Origin of the sequence: Deinococcus metalli (assembly GCF_014201805.1) — a bacterium.
Lineage (GTDB): Bacteria > Deinococcota > Deinococci > Deinococcales > Deinococcaceae > Deinococcus > Deinococcus metalli.
In genome coordinates this window covers 937,656-954,404 of the sequence record NZ_JACHFK010000001.1, presented here as the reverse complement: position 1 = coordinate 954,404, position 16,749 = coordinate 937,656, and the positions used below count along the sequence as shown (strand labels likewise).

The 16,749-nt window shown below is 70.3% G+C and carries 18 protein-coding genes and 1 tRNA gene; 10 read left to right on the top strand and 9 right to left on the bottom strand.

From position 1 onward, the window contains the following. The first annotated feature begins 11 nt into the window (after positions 1–11). On the top strand, positions 12–377 hold the full coding sequence (locus tag HNQ07_RS04690; RefSeq protein ID WP_184109699.1) for a hypothetical protein: 366 nt from the start codon (positions 12–14) through the stop codon (positions 375–377). A gap of 69 nt (positions 378–446) precedes the next feature. Here the strand turns inward: HNQ07_RS04690 and rpsT are convergent, their stop codons facing one another. Next, positions 447–722 carry a 30S ribosomal protein S20 gene (gene rpsT, locus HNQ07_RS04685; protein WP_184109698.1) on the bottom strand — a complete coding sequence of 92 codons (276 nt, stop codon included), beginning with the start codon at positions 720–722 and terminating at the stop codon, positions 447–449. Positions 723–898: 176 nt separating this feature from the next. Between rpsT and HNQ07_RS04680 the strand changes: the two genes are divergently transcribed. The 3 genes from HNQ07_RS04680 (at position 899) to HNQ07_RS04670 (ending at position 2,372) form a co-directional block, all read left to right on the top strand. Further along, positions 899–1,444, top strand: a complete 546-nt coding sequence (locus HNQ07_RS04680; RefSeq protein WP_221274791.1) for a regulatory protein RecX — start codon at positions 899–901, stop codon at positions 1,442–1,444. Positions 1,445–1,524: 80 nt separating this feature from the next. After that, a tRNA-Pro gene (locus HNQ07_RS04675) sits at positions 1,525–1,601 on the top strand. 57 nt (positions 1,602–1,658) lie between these two features. Then, the gene (locus HNQ07_RS04670) at positions 1,659–2,372 is read left to right on the top strand and encodes a metallophosphoesterase (RefSeq protein ID WP_184109697.1); all 714 of its coding nucleotides are present in this window, start codon (positions 1,659–1,661) and stop codon (positions 2,370–2,372) included. 5 nt (positions 2,373–2,377) lie between these two features. Here the strand turns inward: HNQ07_RS04670 and HNQ07_RS04665 are convergent, their stop codons facing one another. Next, complete coding sequence (locus tag HNQ07_RS04665; protein ID WP_184109696.1) at positions 2,378–2,935, bottom strand: phosphatase PAP2 family protein; 558 nt, start codon at positions 2,933–2,935, stop codon at positions 2,378–2,380. 36 nt (positions 2,936–2,971) lie between these two features. Next, positions 2,972–3,706: a metallophosphoesterase family protein gene (locus HNQ07_RS04660; protein ID WP_184109695.1), complete on the bottom strand. Its 735-nt coding sequence runs from the start codon at positions 3,704–3,706 to the stop codon at positions 2,972–2,974. A 125-nt stretch (positions 3,707–3,831) separates the two neighbouring features. Between HNQ07_RS04660 and HNQ07_RS04655 the strand changes: the two genes are divergently transcribed. Continuing rightward, positions 3,832–4,827 carry an aldo/keto reductase gene (locus HNQ07_RS04655; RefSeq protein WP_184109694.1) on the top strand — a complete coding sequence of 332 codons (996 nt, stop codon included), beginning with the start codon at positions 3,832–3,834 and terminating at the stop codon, positions 4,825–4,827. Positions 4,828–4,986: 159 nt separating this feature from the next. On the opposite strand, the gene HNQ07_RS04650 is transcribed toward HNQ07_RS04655, so the two are convergent. From HNQ07_RS04650 to HNQ07_RS04640, 3 genes are all read right to left on the bottom strand, one after another. Beyond that, a complete protein-coding gene (locus tag HNQ07_RS04650) occupies positions 4,987–5,565 on the bottom strand; it encodes a response regulator transcription factor (RefSeq protein WP_184109693.1) in 579 nt (192 codons plus the stop codon). A gap of 32 nt (positions 5,566–5,597) precedes the next feature. Then, positions 5,598–6,599, bottom strand: a complete 1,002-nt coding sequence (locus tag HNQ07_RS04645; protein WP_184109692.1) for a S1C family serine protease — start codon at positions 6,597–6,599, stop codon at positions 5,598–5,600. 90 nt (positions 6,600–6,689) lie between these two features. Beyond that, complete coding sequence (locus tag HNQ07_RS04640) at positions 6,690–7,697, bottom strand: NAD(P)H-dependent flavin oxidoreductase (protein WP_184109691.1); 1,008 nt, start codon at positions 7,695–7,697, stop codon at positions 6,690–6,692. Positions 7,698–7,735: 38 nt separating this feature from the next. Between HNQ07_RS04640 and HNQ07_RS04635 the strand changes: the two genes are divergently transcribed. Next, positions 7,736–8,677 (top strand): histone deacetylase family protein, encoded by a 942-nt coding sequence (locus tag HNQ07_RS04635; RefSeq protein WP_229831730.1) that lies wholly within the window; start codon positions 7,736–7,738, stop codon positions 8,675–8,677. 66 nt (positions 8,678–8,743) lie between these two features. Here HNQ07_RS04635 and HNQ07_RS04630 read toward each other — a convergent pair whose 3' ends face one another. Beyond that, positions 8,744–10,264 carry a S8 family peptidase gene (locus tag HNQ07_RS04630; protein ID WP_184109689.1) on the bottom strand — a complete coding sequence of 507 codons (1,521 nt, stop codon included), beginning with the start codon at positions 10,262–10,264 and terminating at the stop codon, positions 8,744–8,746. Between the two features lie 330 nt (positions 10,265–10,594). Between HNQ07_RS04630 and HNQ07_RS04625 the strand changes: the two genes are divergently transcribed. After that, positions 10,595–12,193 carry a peptide chain release factor 3 gene (locus tag HNQ07_RS04625; protein ID WP_184109688.1) on the top strand — a complete coding sequence of 533 codons (1,599 nt, stop codon included), beginning with the start codon at positions 10,595–10,597 and terminating at the stop codon, positions 12,191–12,193. 110 nt (positions 12,194–12,303) lie between these two features. On the opposite strand, the gene HNQ07_RS04620 is transcribed toward HNQ07_RS04625, so the two are convergent. Further along, positions 12,304–12,756, bottom strand: a complete 453-nt coding sequence (locus tag HNQ07_RS04620; RefSeq protein ID WP_184109687.1) for a Rossmann-fold NAD(P)-binding domain-containing protein — start codon at positions 12,754–12,756, stop codon at positions 12,304–12,306. A 313-nt stretch (positions 12,757–13,069) separates the two neighbouring features. Here HNQ07_RS04620 and HNQ07_RS04615 point away from each other — a divergent pair, with 313 nt between their 5' ends. The 3 genes from HNQ07_RS04615 to HNQ07_RS04605 all read left to right on the top strand — a co-directional run bounded on the left by HNQ07_RS04615 (position 13,070) and on the right by HNQ07_RS04605 (position 14,809). Then, the gene (locus HNQ07_RS04615) at positions 13,070–13,633 is read left to right on the top strand and encodes a C39 family peptidase (RefSeq protein ID WP_229831731.1); all 564 of its coding nucleotides are present in this window, start codon (positions 13,070–13,072) and stop codon (positions 13,631–13,633) included. Positions 13,634–13,769: 136 nt separating this feature from the next. Next, positions 13,770–14,366, top strand: coding sequence for a YceI family protein (locus HNQ07_RS04610; RefSeq protein WP_184109686.1), 597 nt, complete (start codon positions 13,770–13,772; stop codon positions 14,364–14,366). Positions 14,367–14,386: 20 nt separating this feature from the next. Continuing rightward, entirely contained in the window at positions 14,387–14,809 is a 423-nt protein-coding gene (locus HNQ07_RS04605) for a hypothetical protein (RefSeq protein WP_184109685.1), read from the top strand. 63 nt (positions 14,810–14,872) lie between these two features. Here the strand turns inward: HNQ07_RS04605 and HNQ07_RS04600 are convergent, their stop codons facing one another. Further along, positions 14,873–16,387: a glycine--tRNA ligase gene (locus HNQ07_RS04600; RefSeq protein WP_184109684.1), complete on the bottom strand. Its 1,515-nt coding sequence runs from the start codon at positions 16,385–16,387 to the stop codon at positions 14,873–14,875. Between the last annotated feature and the right edge of the window lie 362 nt (positions 16,388–16,749).

Genomic DNA, 16,749 nt, shown 5'->3' with positions numbered 1-16,749 from the left:
CACTGACCGGAATGCGGCTGCTTGCTGTTGCCCTCGCCCTGGTGCTGACGCTGATGTATTTCACGTTCGGCGTCCGGGTCGGGTACGTCACCCTGATGCCCACGTACCTCTTCAATGCCTCGGGCACCAACCACTACTCGTACCAGATCTACGAGGCGGGCCAGACCGTGGGCGTCGAGGGCAGCTGTGCCGTGCGCTCCGGCGAACTGACGCTGCGGCTGCTCGATCCGAACGGCGCGCAGGTGGCGGGGCAGGCCTGCCCGAAGGGCAAGTGGGGTCTGAAGCTGGCCGCGACGGGCGACCCCGGCCGCTACACCCTGGAAATCGACATGAAAAAGGTCAGTGGCGTGCTCGACCTGAACGAAACCCGTCAGTAGGTCACGGCAGTCCGGCCAAACGGCGAAGGGACACGGCGCCGCGGCCGTGTCCCTCTTAGAAGCGTACGTTCAGGCCTGCTGGGCGGCCTTGGCCTTGTTGATGGCCTTCGCCAGGCGGCTCTTCTTGCGCGCGGCGGCGTTCTTGTGGATGGTGCTGCCCTTGGCGGCCTTGTCGATCAGGCTCTCGGCCTTGCTCTGGGCGGCGGCGATGTCCCCGCCGGCCGTGACGGCTTCCAGCGCCTTTTTCGTGAAGGTGCGGATGGTGCTCTTGCGGCTGCGGTTGATCAGGCGGCGCTTGAGGCTCTGGCGGTGACGTTTCTGGGCGGACTTGTGACGAAGGGCCATGATGTGTACTCCTGGTTCTCCCACCGGCCGTGTCCCGGCAGTGGGGCGGTTTCCACGCGGGGAAACGCGAGCGCCGGAAGGTGATCTTCCGCGCACCTGCGGTGTGCAGGGTTGCCACCTGTCGGATGGCAACCTCGTGATGATACCCGCAGTGGCGTGAAGTCGCAAGCGCGATACTGGAACGCGTGCGCCGTTCCCGTGTTGACGTCCCCGCCGAGAAGCCTCGCCGCACGCCGCAGGAGGAGCGCGACGACCTGCTCGCCTATGCGTTCCGCGCGCTGGGCGGCCGGGCACTGACCGAGTCGGAACTGCGCGGCAAGCTCGAGAAGCGCAGCGACGACCCGGACCTCGTCCAGACCGTCCTGACGCGCGTGCAGGAACTCGGCTATCAGGACGACGCGCACGTGGCCCGCGCGGAGGGAAGCCGCACCTCGGTCGGCCGGCACCGGGTCCGGCAGACCCTCAAGCGCCGCGGCGTGCCCGAACCGCTGATTCAGGAGACCGTGGCCGCCCGCGACCCGGATCAGGAGGCCGAGTCGGCCCGCACGCTGCTGGAACGCCGCTGGCCGGCGCTCGCCCGCAAGCGCGATCCGCGCGCCAGCGCCTACGCGTTTCTGGCGCGGCGCGGCTTCGGCGGCGACGCCATCTGGGCAGCCATCCGTGAGGTGTCTGCCGCGGCCGGGGCGGAAGTGGGCGCTCCGGAGGACGACGCGGACGAGTAAGCGGCCCGCGCTTGACGGCACCGGGGGGGCCGCGTAGACTACGCCCTGCCCTGCTTCCGGCGGGGCGGTGGTCGGGAGTTCGGGGCGTAGCGCAGCCTGGTAGCGCACGTCGTTCGGGACGACGGGGTCGGAGGTTCGAATCCTCTCGCCCCGACCACAGAACACAAGTCCTCCCCAACGCGGGAGGATTTTTTTGTGTTGGCCCGGAGGCCCCATGCGCGTGTACGCCATCGCCGACCTGCACCTCGCCACCGTCACGCCCAAACCCATGACGGTGTTCGGGCCGCAGTGGGCCGGGCACCCCGACGTGATCTACGAGCGCTGGCGCGAGACCGTGCGGGATGACGACGTGGTGCTGCTGCCGGGCGACCTGTCGTGGGCCATGCGGCTGCCCGAGGCGATCCAGGACCTGGCGACCGTCGCGGCGCTGCCCGGCACGAAGGTGCTGCTGCGCGGCAACCACGACTACTGGTGGCCCACCGCCGGCAAACTGCGCTCGGCGTTGCCGCCGGGCATGCTGGCCGTGGTCAACGACGCCGTGCGGGTGGGGAACGTGGTGGTGTGCGGCACCCGCGGGTGGCTCACGCCCGGCCACGACCCGCTGGGCGCGGAGGACGAGCGGCTGCTGGCCCGTGAGGCGCAGCGCCTGGAGCTGAGCGTGCAGGCCGCCATGCGGCTGCGGCAGCCCGGCGACCACCTGCTGATGATGCTGCACTACCCCCCGGCCACGCCTCCCTACCCGGCCAATCCGCTCACCCGCGTAATCGATACGGCCCGTCCCGAGCTGATCGTGTACGGGCACCTGCACGGCGTGCCGGTCGAGCGCTCGATGCGCCACGTGGGCGGCATTCCCGCGCATCTGGTCGCGGCGGACGTCCTGAAGTTCACGCCCCGGCTGCTGCTCGACACCGGCGCAGCAGTGGGCTAGCGGCGTCAGCGGGCGGCGTGCCCGGCCGGCCGGCCCGGCAGCACCCGGCGGCCGGTCCACGCGGGCGGGTAGGGCAGCGCGGCCGCCACGCCCAGGCTCACGGCGGCGATTCCCATGCTGCCCAGCACGTCCAGCGTATGGTGGGCACCGATGGCAAGGCGCCCCAGGGCGATCACGACCACGCCGGCCACGAAGGCCGGGAGGCTCCGCCGGGACAGCCACGCGGCCCAGCCGGCCAGGAGTGCGGCCACCAGCGTGTGGTCGCTGGGAAAGCCGTTGTCGGCCGACACGTGGGCGAGCGGCGCGTAGCCCTCGACGAGGTACGGCCGGGGATCGTGGACCGTGTGCAGCAGCACCTGCGTGAGCAGCACGGCCACCGCGCCCGACACGACGATCCGCGCGGCCACGCGCCAGTCCACGCGCTGAAGGTGCGTCAGGGCCACGGCCACGAAGCCGGCCGCCTGCACGAACAGCAGGAGCGTGCCGCAGGCCACGGCCACGCCCCGCAGGGCGGCGTTCGAGGTGGCGGCAGCGTGCAGGGCCAGTTGCAGGGAATCAGACATGGTGCTCCAGTGTTCCGCGTGGAACGGCCGGCCGCGTCATCCGGAATGACCAGCCACCCACTCGGAGGCGGCCCAGCGGGCGTGCGGCATGCCGCTGGCGAGCACGCCGCGCCGGATGTCCTCGACGTCGTACGGCACGCGCCGGAAGACCGGTGTCCAGCGGCCGCCGTCGTCGTCCAGCAGCACGTACTCGGCGTGGGCGAGGTTGACGTAGGTGTCGCCGCGCTTCTCGAAGGGCAGGCCCACGCTGCCCGGGTTGAGCAGCTGCCAGCCGTCCAGCTCGCGGGCCAGGGCCGTGTGCGTGTGCCCGCCCACCCATACGGCCTGCGTGCCGAACTCGCGGCGCAGTTCGTCCAGCCGGGCGGCGGGGGTGTGCGCCCCGATCACCTCGCTGTCGCGGGCGGGACTACCGTGGAAGCACAGGACGTCCCCAAGGTCCACGGTGGGCTGGTACGTCTCCAGCAGCGCGCGGTCCGCCGACGTCAGCTGGTCGGCACTCCACGCGCCGATGTCGTGCATCTCGCGCTCGTTCGGCAGGCCGCGCGACTCGAAGGGAACGGGCGGTTCCAGCAGCATGCGGTCCGCGTTGCCGCGCACGACCGGGCAGCCGAGCTGCGCCACGCGCCGCACGCACTCGCCGGGCCATGGGCCGTCCGCCGCGACGTCACCCACGCAGACCAGCGCGTCCGCTCCCTGGATACGCATGTCGTTCAGGGCCGCGCTCAGCGCCGGAAGGTTTCCGTGGATATCCCCGAAGACCGCGAGCCGCATGCCCGAGTGTACCCACGATCGGCCCGCAGGGCGTGGGGACGGTGGCGCCGCGGACCCGCCGTGGAGTACGGTGCCCTACGGCGCATCTGGCCCCGCTCCGTACTCGCCCCTGCAAGGAGTTCCCGATGACCCCCACGACCAGCCTCCCCACCCGCCGCCTGCGTGACCTGACCGTTTCGGCCCTCGGCCTCGGCTGCATGGGCATGAGCGCCTTCTATGGCCCGCGCGACCAGGACGAGAACCTGCGGACCCTCGACCGCGCGCTGGATCTCGGCGTGACGTTCTACGACACGGCCGACATGTACGGTCCGCACACCAACGAGGAACTGCTCGGGGGGTGGCTGCAGGGCAAGCGGGACCGCGTGGTGCTCGCCACGAAGTTCGGCATCGTCTTCGACCCGTCCGCGCCGGGCGGACGCCGCATCGACGGCACGCCCGGCTACGTGAAGCGCGCCGTCGAGGCCAGCCTGGGCCGCCTGAAGACCGACCACGTGGACCTGTATTACCTCCACCGCGTCGATCCGGCCACACCCATCGAGGACACCGTCGGAGCCATGGCCGAGCTGGTGCAGGCGGGCGTGGTGCGGGCCATCGGGCTGAGCGAGGTGAGCGCCGACACGCTGCGCCGCGCGCACGCCGTACACCCCATCACGGCGGTGCAGAGCGAGTACTCGCTGTGGACCCGTGACCCCGAGGACGACGTGCTCCAGACCTGCCGCGACCTGGGCATCGGGTTTGTGCCGTACAGCCCGCTCGGCCGCGGCTTCCTGACCGGGCAGATCACCAGCCCCGAGGACTTCGCGCCGGACGACTTCCGGCGCCACAACCCCCGCTTCCAGGGCGAGGCCTTCCAGAAGAATCTCGATCTGGTGCGGCAGGTCGAAACGATTGCGGCCGAGAAGGGCTGCACCCCCGGCCAGCTCGCCCTGGCGTGGGTGCTCGCGCAGGGCGACGACCTCGTGCCGATCCCTGGCACCAAGCGCGTGGCGTACCTCGAGGAGAACGTCGGGGCGCTGGACGTGCATCTGGACGCGGACGACCTCGCGCGCATCGACGCGGCCTTCCCGCGCGGCGCCGCGACCGGCGACCGCTACCCGGACATGAGCGCCGTGAACCGCTGAACTGCAGTCACCCGATCAAGTGAGGGCCTGAATCCTCGCGTGATCCGGGCGGGTGGGCTGGTGCCCTTCGAAGAGAGTCACCACGACCGACAGCGGTGGACATGGCGTTGGAGAGTGTTTTCGACCCTCCAACGCCATGTCCACCGTTGAGACCTTGGCCTAGACGCTGACCAGCCCCAGCGCGATCCCGCGCGCGACCGCCCCGGCACGGCTCTGGACGCCAAGTTTGGAGTACAGGGCCTGCACGTGGAACTTCACGGTGCTCTCGGACACGCCCAGGTCGCGCGCGGCGCGCTTGTTGCTCAGGCCCTCGGCCAGCAGCGCCAGCACGTCGCGCTCGCGGGGCGTGAGGGTCACGTCGGAGTCCGGCGCTGCCGGCTCGTCCGGCACGTCGGCCGCCGGCACCAGCGCGGGCGGCAGCACCGCCAGCCCGGCCGCCGCGCCGAGCACCCCGGCGAGCAGTTCGGGCGGCGTGGCGTCTGGAGGCAGCGCCGCCCACCCGCCCGACGACAGCTCCGGCAGCACGGCCGCCCAGCTGTCCGAGCCGAGGGCCACCATGGCCGGCGCGCCCTCCAGATCGGCGGTGTCTGCCAGCCACGTGTCGTCCACGATCAGCACGTCCGCCGCGTCGGCCACGTCCAGGCCAGCGGCCGATAGGATCGCCTGTACGCCCGCCGCGAGCATGGCGGAGCCCAGCATCACCCGCACGGTGGGGCGGGCGTCCTGGGCGTCGCTCATGCCTGATGCTACGGCGCGCGGGGCCGGCGTGATCAGCGTTCCCCGACCGTCACGCTCACGTCCTGCTCGTCGCCGCCGCGCAGCACCCGCAGGGTGACGGCCTCGCCCGCGCGGTCGCGGACGCGGTCGAGCAGTTCACGCGGATGCCGGATCGCGCCGCCGTCCAGCGCCATCAGGATGTCACCGACCCGCACGCCCGCGGTCCCGGCCGGACTGTCTGCCTCGACCTGCACGACCGTCAGGCCCAGCCGGCCGCCACGTCCCCACCCGGGGCCGCGCCCGTCCCAGCGCGGGCCACCCCAGCCGCGCCCGTCCGGCCGGCGCTCGCCCCAGCCGCCGCGGCCATGCGGGCCGCCGTGTGGACGGTGCGGCCGGTCCTCGCGGCCTCCGCGTTCAGCGTCGTCCCGGCGCGCGTCGGCGGCGGGCGCGTCCTGTCCAGGGAAGCGCACGGGCTGGGTGGACAGACCCAGGTACCCGCGGGGCACGCGGCCGGTCGTGTCCAGCAGCGTGGCCACCTTCAGGGCGCGCGCCGCCGGCACGGCCAGCAGGGTGCCGCGCGACACGCCGGCGTTCAGCACGCCGACCAGGCCGCCGCGGGCGTCCACCAGCGCGCCCCCGCTCACGCCGCGGAAGGGCGCGGCGCCGCTCGGCAGCCAGCCCCGGCCGGGCGCGCCCCGTTCCATCATGCCCAGCGTGGCATGGACGCCGTGCTCCGGGCGGCCCACCGCGAGCAGCAGTTCCCCCACCCGGACGTCGCCGCCCGCCGACAGGGCCGGCACGTCCAGCCCCGGCACCTTCAGCAGCGCGAGGTCGGTCGCCGGGTCGCGGCCGGCGACGGTGGCGGGCAGTTCCTGGCCGTCCGCCGTGACCACGGTCACCTCGTCGGCGTGCAGCACGTGCGCCACGGTGAGGACCAGGCCCGCGCCGATCACGCTGCCGCTGATGGGCGGCCCGCCACGGACGGTCACGAGGCTCTTCGACACGGTTTCGACCGCGTCGGCGATGGTGTTCGATAGATCGTTGAAGTTCGTCATGCCCCCATGGTGCGTTCGCCGGCCCAAAAGCGCGCCGGGCGAACGGAGGGGCGCCCTCCCTGGCCGGATGGCGGGGGCCACCTCCAACCATCACGGAGTCAGCGACTGGAGGAGGTGGGCCGCCGGCGCCGCCTGCGCGTGGCGGTAGCCGGTGCCGGCCCACAGGCTCAGCATGTCCGCCCGGCCCGCCGCCGCTCCCGCGACGCGCAGGGGCCGGGTCAGCGCGTTCTGGTGCGGGTACGGCAGGGGAGAGTGGACGGCCTCGCTGAGCGCGTTGCGCAGCCCCCTGGCCGGGCGGCCGCTGAACGCGGTCGTCAGGATGGTGTCCGCGTCGCCGCGCAGCGCCTCGCGGTACGGAGCGGACGTGCCCGCCTCGTCGGCCAGCAGGAACGCCGTGCCGCACTGCGCCAGGGCCGCTCCGGCGTCCAGCACCGCACGGACGTCCGCCGCCGTCATCAGCCCGCCGGCCGCGATGACCGGCACGCCCACTGTCGCCACAGCTGCCCGCACCAGGAGCACGGTGTCCGCGAGATCGTCCTGCCGCCACCCGCCCCGGTGGCCGCCTGCCGCGCCGCCCTGGAGGACCACGGCATCCACACCGTCCCGCTCCAGCTCGACGGCCTCGGGCACGCTGGTCGCCGTGCCCACCGTCAGGAGGCCCGCCGCCCGCAGCGCCTCCATGTGCGCGTGGTCGAGCCGGCCGAACGCGAACGAGACCACCGCCGGCCGGGCGCGCAGGACGGCCGCGAACTGGGCGCCGAAGTCCTCCTGCACGCGCTCTGGCAGTGTGGGCGGCGGCAGGTGCAACGCCGCGTGGAACGGCCCGAGTTCCGCGGTGGACGCCCGCACCTGCGCCGGCGTGACGGCCGGCACCGGCTGCGGCGCGAACAGATTCACCGCGAGGGGCCGTTCCGTCCGCCGGCGCACGTCCGCGACGTGTTCCTCGATCTGCGCCGGGGTCAGGTACGCCGCGCCGAGGCTGCCCAGCCCGCCCGCCGCCGATACGGCCGCCGCCAGGGCCGGTGTGCCCACGCCGCCCGCCATCGGGGCGAGCACGACCGGCACGCTGAGGTTCAGGCGCTTCACAAGGTCGACCATGCTCCATCATGGACCGCCGAGCGCCGCTAGCCTGGGGTGTGCCCGCCGGCCCCCACCCGTACCGCGCCTTCACGCCGCTGCGCCGCGCGGTCCACGCGGCCGGGCCGGCGCCGCGCCGCCAGTTCCTGCCGCGAGAGTTCATCGGGCTGCTGCTGGAGGGTGCGGCCGCGCGCCTCCCCCTGCTGGACGCCCCGGACCTGGCGTGGGCAGACGCCGAGCGCGTGCACGATCCCGCGTACCTGCGCCGCTGGCGGGACGGGCACGTCACGCGCGAGGAGGAGCGGGCGCTGGGCTTCGCGTGGAGTCCGGCGGTCGTGGAGAGAAGCGTGGGCAGCAGCGGCGCGACCCTGGCCGCCACCCGCGAAGCCCTGACGCTGGGCCTGGGCCTCAACCTGGGCGGCGGCACGCACCACGCCTACGCGGACCACGCCGAGGGCTTCTCGTTCCTAAACGACGTGGCGATCGGTGCCCGCTGGCTGCTCGACCACGGACACGCCCGCCGCATCCTGATCCTCGACCTGGACGTCCACCAGGGCAACGGCACCGCCCACATCTTCCGCGACGAGCCTCGTGTCCTGACGGTCAGCGTGCACGCGGCGAACAACTACCCCTTCCGCAAGGAGACGGGCGACCTGGACGTGCCCCTCCCGGACGGCACGGAGGACGGGGCGTACCTCGCGGCGCTGGACGCCCGGGTCGCTCCGGCCGTGGCGGCCTTCCGCCCGGACTTCGCGTACTACCTCGCCGGGGCGGACGTGCTGGCCGGCGACCAGCTCGGCAAGCTGGCCCTGACCCTGGATGGCCTGCGCGCCCGCGACGACCGCGTCTACCGCTGGGCGGCGCGGGCGGGCGTTCCGCTCGTCACGGTGATGGCCGGCGGCTACCACCGTGATCCGGCCACACTGATCGCCGCGCGCCTGGGCACCCTGGACGCGGCCCTGGCGGCGTATGTGGAGCCACAAGCCCGCCGGGAGGGGTGACAGCGCAGCAGGCCGCGAGCAAGGGCAAGGCCCGCCATGCGGCGGGCCTGGACGGAGGCGGTGGATTCAGCGAGTGGAGAGGTCGGCGCTGAGCAGACCGGCGCCGAAGGTCTGCTTCTGGCCGACCTTTTCGGTGGTGCGCTGCAGGTAGGCCTTGAGCTGGTTGGGGCTGAATTCCGGGTGCTGCGCCTTGACGAGCGCGGCCACGCCGGCCACGTGCGGGCTGGCCATGCTGGTGCCCGCGAACCACGCGTAGTCGGGCTTGCCGGTCGTGGGGTCGATGACGCTCGACAGGATCAGGTGGTAGAACCACGTCGCCGGGCGGTTGGCGCGGTTACCGCTGGGCCGGTCGCACCAGCTCAGGCCGTTGGCGGGGTTGGTGCCGCAGTCCCCACCGGGCGCGGCGATGTCGGTGGAGGCGCCGTAGTTCGAGTAGAATGCGAGCACGTCCGGGCCGTTCGCGACGAGCTGTCCCGCCTCGGACTTCAGCGCGGTCACGCCGGTCGCGGACACGGACATGATGCCCGGCACGTCCGACGGGATGTGGGCGATGGTGCCGTTGGAGTTCTGCGCGTCGTTTCCAGCCGACGCGATGATCAGCGTGCCCTTCTTGTCGGCGTAGGTCATGACGCGCTGCCACGCCAGCCACGACGCGTTGTCGTCCTTGTTCGAGCGGTCGAGCGTCCCGCCCAGGCTCATGTTGATCACGTTCACGCCGCGGTTGGCCGCGTCCACGATCGCGTCGAAGATCGGGCCGTCGAAGCCGCCCACGCCGTCAACCACGTTGCCCTTGGCGTCGGTGTAGCGGTAGCGGTCGAAGACCTTGTACGCGGCGATCTTCGCGCCTGGGGCCACGCCAACGATCTCGCCGCCACCGACCCTGCCGGCCACCGTGCCCGCCACGTGCGTGCCGTGATCCTCGTAGATCGCGTTCGCGGGGGTGCACGAATCCTTTGAGGGATCGAAGTCGGGGTGGGCGTCGAAGTCGATAAGCTTGCTGTACACCGGGTAACCGGTCGTGCCGTCGACGCCGGTCTCCAGGCAGTAGTTGGTGCCCTTGGAGTACGCGATCTGGCCCACCATGTCCGGGTGGTCGCTCATCACGCCCACGTCCAGCACGCCCACGGTGACTTTCGTCTGGGCCGCTCCGACCCGGTTGGCGCCGATCTGCGCGCCGATGCGGCGCATATCCCACTGGTATCCGTACAGGCTGTCCGCGGCGGTGGCGCTGTACAGGCCGTCTGCGGCCGTCGCCTTGACCTCTTCACTCACCGTCGGCGCGGCGTACAGGTGCTCCAGGCCCACGGCAAGCACGCCGCTGTCTTTTTCTAGGGCGGCGCGCGTGGCGGCGGTGCCGGTGATGGTCGCCACGCCGGCGCTCCCGATGGCCTTCATGAGCTTGCCGCCGGCCTTCGAGACGCGGGCGCCGGCGTCGGCAGGAAGGGTCGCGTCGCGGAACACGACCACGTAGCGCTGCGCCGGGCCAGCGGCCTGGGCGCTCAGCGCGGGGCTGCTCTGCTGGTTGCACGCGGCCAGGGCCACGCTCAGGGAAACGATAAGGACAGACGACAGGGCATTTCTCTTCATGGAACCTCCGGCAACGTTGTGGATACCCCCAACCTAGCGGAGGAGCGTGAGAAAAGTCTCAGAAATCTCACTCTATTGTGAGCGCGCGTTGCTGACCCGGTAAGTAGTTATCGGTCTCTGCGTTCCAAATGCTAGGTAGGTGCTATGCCAGCGTGAAGACGGGAGGCCTGTCTGCACGAAGGGCGGGTGGTCGGCAGAGCGACCGGACGCGCGGTATCATGTACGGATGACCGTCCTCCTCACGCCCCCATAGCGCGAGTCGAGGACGCTTCCGCACCGACCACGCACCACGTCCGGGCCGACGCCGCACCCGCGCCCGCAGGAGTCCCCATGACTGCACCCGAATCCAACCCCGCCGCGCTCGAGGGCGAGATCGCCCGGCGCCGGACCTTCGCCATCATCTCCCACCCCGACGCCGGCAAGACGACCATCACCGAAAAGCTGCTGCTGTACGGCGGCGCCATCCAGGAAGCCGGCAGTGTGACCGCCAAGGAGGGCCGCAGCCACACCAAGTCCGACTGGATGACCATCGAGCAGCAGCGCGGCATCTCGATCAGCTCCAGCGCCCTGACCTTCGAGTACCGGGGCCGGCACATCAACCTGCTCGACACACCCGGCCACCAGGACTTCAGCGAGGACACCTACCGCACCCTGACCGCCGCCGACAGCGCCCTGATGGTGCTCGACGGCGCGCGCGGCGTGCAGGCGCAGACCGAGAAGCTCTTCGCCGTGTGCCGCAACCGCGGCATCCCGATCCTGACCTTCGTGAACAAGATGGACCGCCCGGCCCTGGACCCTTTTGATCTGCTGTCGCAGGTCGAGAACGTCCTGAAGATCACCACCGTGCCCATGACGTGGCCCATCGGGGACGGCCCGGACTTCAAGGGCGTGTACGACATCCAGACCTCGCAGGTGCTCGCCTTCGAGCGCACGTCCGGCGGCAAGCACCGCGCACCCATGCAGACCTCCGGCCTGGACGACCCGAAGCTGGACGCCCTGGTGGGCGCGGAACTCGCCGCGAAACTCCGTGAGGACGTGGAACTCATCCGCGGCGCCATGCCCGAGTTCGATCCGGCCGACTTCCTGTCCGGCGAACTGACGCCCGTGTTCTTCGGCAGCGCCATGAACAACTTCGGCGTGGAGCACTTCCTGGCGAACTTCGTGGACCTTGCCCCGCCGCCGGGAGCGGTCGAGACGAGTCAGGGCGAGCGCGAGCCCGACGCGCCCTTCGCGGGCTTCATCTTCAAGTTGCAGGCCAACATGAGCCGCGCGCACCGCGACCGCACCGCGTACATGCGCGTCATGAGCGGCCACTTCGAGCGCGGCATGGACGTCACGCACACGCGCACGGGCCGCAAGCTGCGGCTGTCGCAGGCGCACACCCTGTTCGCGCAGGACCGCGAGAAGGTCGAGGATGCGTACCCCGGCGACATCGTCGGCCTCGTGAACCCCGGCGTGTTCCAGATCGGGGACGTGATCAGCGTGGACGCCCGCGTGCACCTCCCCAGCTTTCCGCGCTTCACGCCCGAGACCTTCGCCACCATCTCGCTGCGCGACGTCGGCAAGCGCAAGGCCTTCATGAAGGGCCTCACGCAGCTCGCGGAGGAAGGCGTCGTGCAGGTCTTCTACCCCACGGACGGCGCCCGCGAACCGTACCTGGGCGCGGTCGGCCCCTTGCAGTTCGAGGTCTTCCAGGCCAGATTGCAGGAGGAATACGGCGTGGACGTCGAGATGAACGTCACGTCCTACCAGCTCGTGCGCTGGCTGGCCGGCGACCCGGGCTCCGTGGCCCGCTTCGCCCGGCACGTCGAGGACGACCAGGGCCGCCCCGTGATGCTCTTCCGCAGCCGCTACGACCTGGAATACACCGCCGAGCAGCACCCCGAGATCGAATTCCTGCCCCTGCCCAAAGATCTCACGCGGGTCTAGGTGCGGCTCCCGGGGCGCGGGCTGCGGTGACACGGGCCGTGCCTGATGCCTGTTCGACTTGGACACATTCCAGAGCCACCGAGGGACCACGCCCTCGGCGGCTCGTGCGGTCAGTGGACCTTGAACGTAACGGTGGTCCTGGCTCCGGCGGTCACTGCGCTCAGGTCGAGCTTGTATTTGCCCATCATGTAGCCCTCGACGTAGTGGCCGGCGCCCATCATGCCCATGGCCATGGACGTGTTTTCCGTCCAGCCCTCGGCACGGATGGCCTTGTCGTAGTACGCGAACAGTCCCTTGGCGTCGCGGCTGGCGAAGGTGATGGTGGCCGTGTGGCCGCTCATCGCGTAGGCGTACTTGCCCATGCCGGGCGCCGCCATGATCATCAGGTCGCCAGACTTGCCCATCATCATGTTCATGCCCGCCTCGGTCGTGAAGTGCAGCATGGGAAGACCGCTCATGCTGGACGCGGACATGCTGGCATCGTGATTCATGGTCTGAGCAGAAGCCGGAACAAGGCACAGGGCGGCGAGGAGGGTCAGGTGGGCCAGGGCAGTACGGTTCATGGCGACTCCTTGGAGCAGCGGAACAGACCCCGCCCGGCGTCCGGGTGGACCAGTCCTCTGTCGCCTGGAGTACGCAGCCGGCCCCTGCCTGGTTCAAGTGATGGGTGTGGTCCCAGACGGTTCCGGTGCTACATCTGGTTGGTTCCGTGAAGCTACCGCCGTGGCCACCGAATCCAGCCGAACGCACGGCAGGAGGGGAGACGTGCCCCTTCCATTGACGGTGATTCCTTGCCACGCTACCGCCCGGCGCAGTGGTCGTTGAAGGCCGGCACGTGACAGAAGGCCGTGACGGCGCCCGGAGTACGCTGACCGGGTGCCCCTGCTTCGACTGCTCCTGTGTCTGTGTCTGCTCGTGTCACCGGCGGTGGCGGCGGCCCCCACGCCGACCGGATATGTGCTCCAGGGCATGCCGCTGGTGCGGCAGACGTACAACGCGTGCGGGCCGGCCAGCATCTCGCAGGTGCTCGCGTACTTCGGCCTGAACGTCAGCCAGGCGGAGATCAGCCACTACACACGCGCCAGCGACGCCTCGTATATGACCGCGCAGGCCATCGTGGCCTTCGCACCGATGGTCGGCATGCAGGCGCGGCTGTACTCGGGCGGCTCGCTGACCACGGTGCGGGCCGCGATCCGACGCGGGCTGCCGCTGATCGCGCTGCAATCGCACATCACCGCGCAGGGCCGCGTGATCCCGCACTGGCGCGTGGTCGCCGGCTACGACGACGCGTCGCGGATGGTGTACCTGATGGACCCCCTGCTCGGGTACGTGAAGATGAGCTACGCCGACTTCACCCGCGTGTGGGCCGACCACCACGGGCAGTTTGCGGTGATGTACCCGCCGAAGCTCGGGAACACGGTCAAGCAGGTGATCGGCTGACCCCGACCTTGGTCGGACGGCGCGGCACACCGGGCGCTCAGAGAGATTGCCTACACTTCAGTCAGTCGGTTTTATCAAGCGCTTGGTCTTGTGATGCACAGACCAAGCGCGTCGCATACCGGCTCGGAGGCAGTCCATGATGAAGTCCCTGACAAGAGCGCTCCCCATGCTGGTCGTGCTGGGCACCCTGGCCGGGGCCGCGCCGGTGACCTACACCGTCGTCGCCAATCCCACCCTGAACCTGATGACGGCCGAGAGCAGCACAGTGGTGGAAAACATCGTGGCGCGCACCGGCGAGGTGAGCGGCACCCTCAGCTTCGACACGGCCACCAGGGCCGGCAGCGGCAAGGTCACGGTCAACGGCTCCAGCATCAAGACCGGGATCGCCCAGCGCGACAACCACATGCGCTCGGACGCGTGGCTGAACTTCGACAAGACCCCGGGCATCGTGTTCGAGACGACCGCCGTGAAGCACGTCGAGGGCGACCAGTACGACGTGAGCGGCAAACTCACGCTCAACGGCGTGACCCGCCCGGTCACCAGCCGCGCCACCGTCAAGCTCACGCCCGCCAGCGACGCCACCCGCGCGGCCGGCGCGAAGGGCGACGTGCTGGCCGTGACCACGGCGTTCAAGGTCAAGCTCAGTGAATACGACGTGACCAACGCCCGCATCCCGAACCAGGTCAGCGACACCCTGGCCATCTCGCTGAAGTTCATCGCCAGCAGCAAGTAAGCCCACCAGGACGTGTGCCCGTGCAACGATTTCAGGCGTGGTTCGCTGGTCTGGCCCTGCTCGCGCTGGCGCTGCTGGGCGTGACCTTCGTGGTGTCGGCGGGCCTGACCCGCAGCGCCGAACTGGTGCAGCTCGTCCAGCCGGCCGAGGGGGGCAGCGCCGACCTGTTCGGCACTTCATCTGGCCCCGGCACGCCCATCGGGTCGCCGCAGGTCATGATCATCCGCGATCCGGCGGCCTTCCTGGAGGGTCGGTCGGAGGCCGGGGCGCGGTACGTCAGCGACACCTACCTCAAGCAGAACAGCATCTATCCGCTACAACTCAAGAGCGTCGCCCTGATCCGCACGGTGGTGACGCTGTCGTGTGTCGCCGCCGCCGCTCTGTTTGGCGTGCTGTGGTGGCTGGCCCGCCGCAATGGTGCGGCGGGCCGTCGTCCAGCCTGACGATAAGCACACCAAAGAAAGGGGGAGCTGGCCGTTGCCGCTCCCCCTTCGCCTTGCCGGTCTTCAGCGCAGCTTCGCCTGAATCCACGCGCCCAGGTCGCTGATCTTCACGCGTTCCTGCGCCAGCGTGTCGCGGTCGCGGACCGTCACGGTGTCCGCCAGGGTGGCGTCCTCGCCCTTACCCACGGTGTCGAAGTCCACGGTCACGCAGAACGGCGTGCCGACCTCGTCGTGGCGGCGGTACGCCTTGCCGATGTTGCCGCTGTCCTCGTACAGCACGCGGCCCAGGCCCAGACCCTGCAACTCAGCCTTGATCTTCTTGGCCACGTCGGTGATTTCTTCCTTGTTGCGCGCCAGCGGAATCACCGCGACCTTGATCGGCGCGAGGTGCGGGCGCAGCTTCAGCACGATGCGCTCGTTGCCGTTCTCCAGCGTCTCCTTCGTGAATGCCTCGGACAGGACGGCCAGCAGGGCGCGGTCCACCCCGGCGGACGGCTCGATCACAAAGGGCACCACCGGCTTGTTCGTGTCCGGGTGCGGGATGGTCAGCTTGGCGATGGAGTCGGCGTTCTCCTCCACACGCGCCACCAGCCCCAGCTCGCTCTGGTTCTTCGTGTGCGATCCCAGGTCGTAGTCGCTGCGGTTGGCGATGCCCTCGATCTCCTCGTGCCCCAGCGTGGGGTAGTCGTACATCAGGTCGTAGGTGCGCTTGGAGTAGTGTGCGAGGTCCTCTTTCGGCACGTCCAGGATCTCGATCTTGTGGCGCGGCACGCCCTGGTCCTCCCACCACTTCAATCTCTTGTCCAGCCAGTGCTGGTGCCACTCCTCGTCGGTGCCGGGCACGCAGAAGAACTCGATTTCCATCTGCTCTAGTTCGCGCACGCGGAAGATGAAGTTGCGCGGCGTGATCTCGTTGCGGAAGGCCTTGCCGATCTGCGCGATGCCGAAGGGCAGGCGGCGGCTGGTGGAGTCCACGACGTTCTTGAAGTTCGTGAAGATCCCCTGCGCGGTCTCCGGGCGCAGGTACCCGTAGCTCTCGTCGTCCGCGACCGGTCCGATGGTCGTCTTGAACATCATGTTGAAGGGCTTGGGTTCCGTCCACTCGCCCACCTCGCCGCTGAAGGGGTCACGCACGCCCGCCGCGCGCAGGGCCTCCGACGCCTTCGCCGGGTCCGCATTCAGCGCGGCGATCATGGCCGGGAAGTTTTCCACGCTCTGGCCGACCGCGCCGGCGACCCGGGCGATCACGTCGGCCTTCTGGTCCTTCACGAGGTGGTCGAGGCGGTAACGCTTGTTGTTCTTCTTGTTGTCCACCATCGGGTCGCTGAAGGTCGCCTCGTGGCCGCTGTGGCGCAGCACCTGCCGGTGCATGATGATGCTGGCGTCCAGGCCCTCCATGTCGTCGCGCTCGTAGACGTTGCTGCGCCACCACGCGGCCTTGATGTTGTTCTTCAGCTCCACGCCAAGCGGGCCGTAGTCGTAGAAGCCCTGCAGGCCCCCATAGATTTCACTGCCCTGAAAGATGAAGCCGCGGCGTTTACACAGGCTGACGAGTTCTTCCATCGACGATGCCGGCATACGTGCTCCTGTTCGGGCGGCAAGGAAACGTCCCCAGACGGCGACGTCGTGCTCGCTCGTCTGGGGACGCAGACTGCTTTTGCAAGCACTGCCACGCGGTTCCACCCCAGTTCCCGTCACCGCTGTCTGCGGCCAGGCGGGCACTTTTGTGAGTTCAGCTCCCCGCTGCCCTTCCCGCGCTGTGATCCGCCCGACTTCCACCGTCTCGGGCTCGCTCGTGGTCACGCGGCGCGGTACTCCTGCGGATCGACGCCTGACCGGTAGTGTGCCCCGGAAGGGGAGGGGCGGTCAAGGCACCGTGTGCTGGCCGGGGAGGTGTGGAGGAGCGCAGGCCATCTGCCGGACGACACAGCTGGGCCCCC

Bases quoted from the DNA above. Each gene is read 5' to 3' on its own strand.
- HNQ07_RS04690 (WP_184109699.1), top strand. From the start codon at position 12: ATGCGGCTGCTTGCTGTTGCCCTCGCCCTGGTGCTGACGCTGATGTAT.
- rpsT (WP_184109698.1), bottom strand. From the start codon at position 722: ATGGCCCTTCGTCACAAGTCCGCCCAGAAACGTCACCGCCAGAGCCTC.
- HNQ07_RS04670 (WP_184109697.1), top strand. From the start codon at position 1,659: ATGCGCGTGTACGCCATCGCCGACCTGCACCTCGCCACCGTCACGCCC.
- HNQ07_RS04665 (WP_184109696.1), bottom strand. From the start codon at position 2,935: ATGTCTGATTCCCTGCAACTGGCCCTGCACGCTGCCGCCACCTCGAAC.
- HNQ07_RS04660 (WP_184109695.1), bottom strand. From the start codon at position 3,706: ATGCGGCTCGCGGTCTTCGGGGATATCCACGGAAACCTTCCGGCGCTG.
- HNQ07_RS04655 (WP_184109694.1), top strand. From the start codon at position 3,832: ATGACCCCCACGACCAGCCTCCCCACCCGCCGCCTGCGTGACCTGACC.
- HNQ07_RS04650 (WP_184109693.1), bottom strand. From the start codon at position 5,565: ATGAGCGACGCCCAGGACGCCCGCCCCACCGTGCGGGTGATGCTGGGC.
- HNQ07_RS04645 (WP_184109692.1), bottom strand. From the start codon at position 6,599: ATGACGAACTTCAACGATCTATCGAACACCATCGCCGACGCGGTCGAA.
- HNQ07_RS04640 (WP_184109691.1), bottom strand. From the start codon at position 7,697: ATGGTCGACCTTGTGAAGCGCCTGAACCTCAGCGTGCCGGTCGTGCTC.
- HNQ07_RS04630 (WP_184109689.1), bottom strand. From the start codon at position 10,264: ATGAAGAGAAATGCCCTGTCGTCTGTCCTTATCGTTTCCCTGAGCGTG.
- HNQ07_RS04625 (WP_184109688.1), top strand. From the start codon at position 10,595: ATGACTGCACCCGAATCCAACCCCGCCGCGCTCGAGGGCGAGATCGCC.
- HNQ07_RS04620 (WP_184109687.1), bottom strand. From the start codon at position 12,756: ATGAACCGTACTGCCCTGGCCCACCTGACCCTCCTCGCCGCCCTGTGC.
- HNQ07_RS04610 (WP_184109686.1), top strand. From the start codon at position 13,770: ATGATGAAGTCCCTGACAAGAGCGCTCCCCATGCTGGTCGTGCTGGGC.
- HNQ07_RS04600 (WP_184109684.1), bottom strand. From the start codon at position 16,387: ATGCCGGCATCGTCGATGGAAGAACTCGTCAGCCTGTGTAAACGCCGC.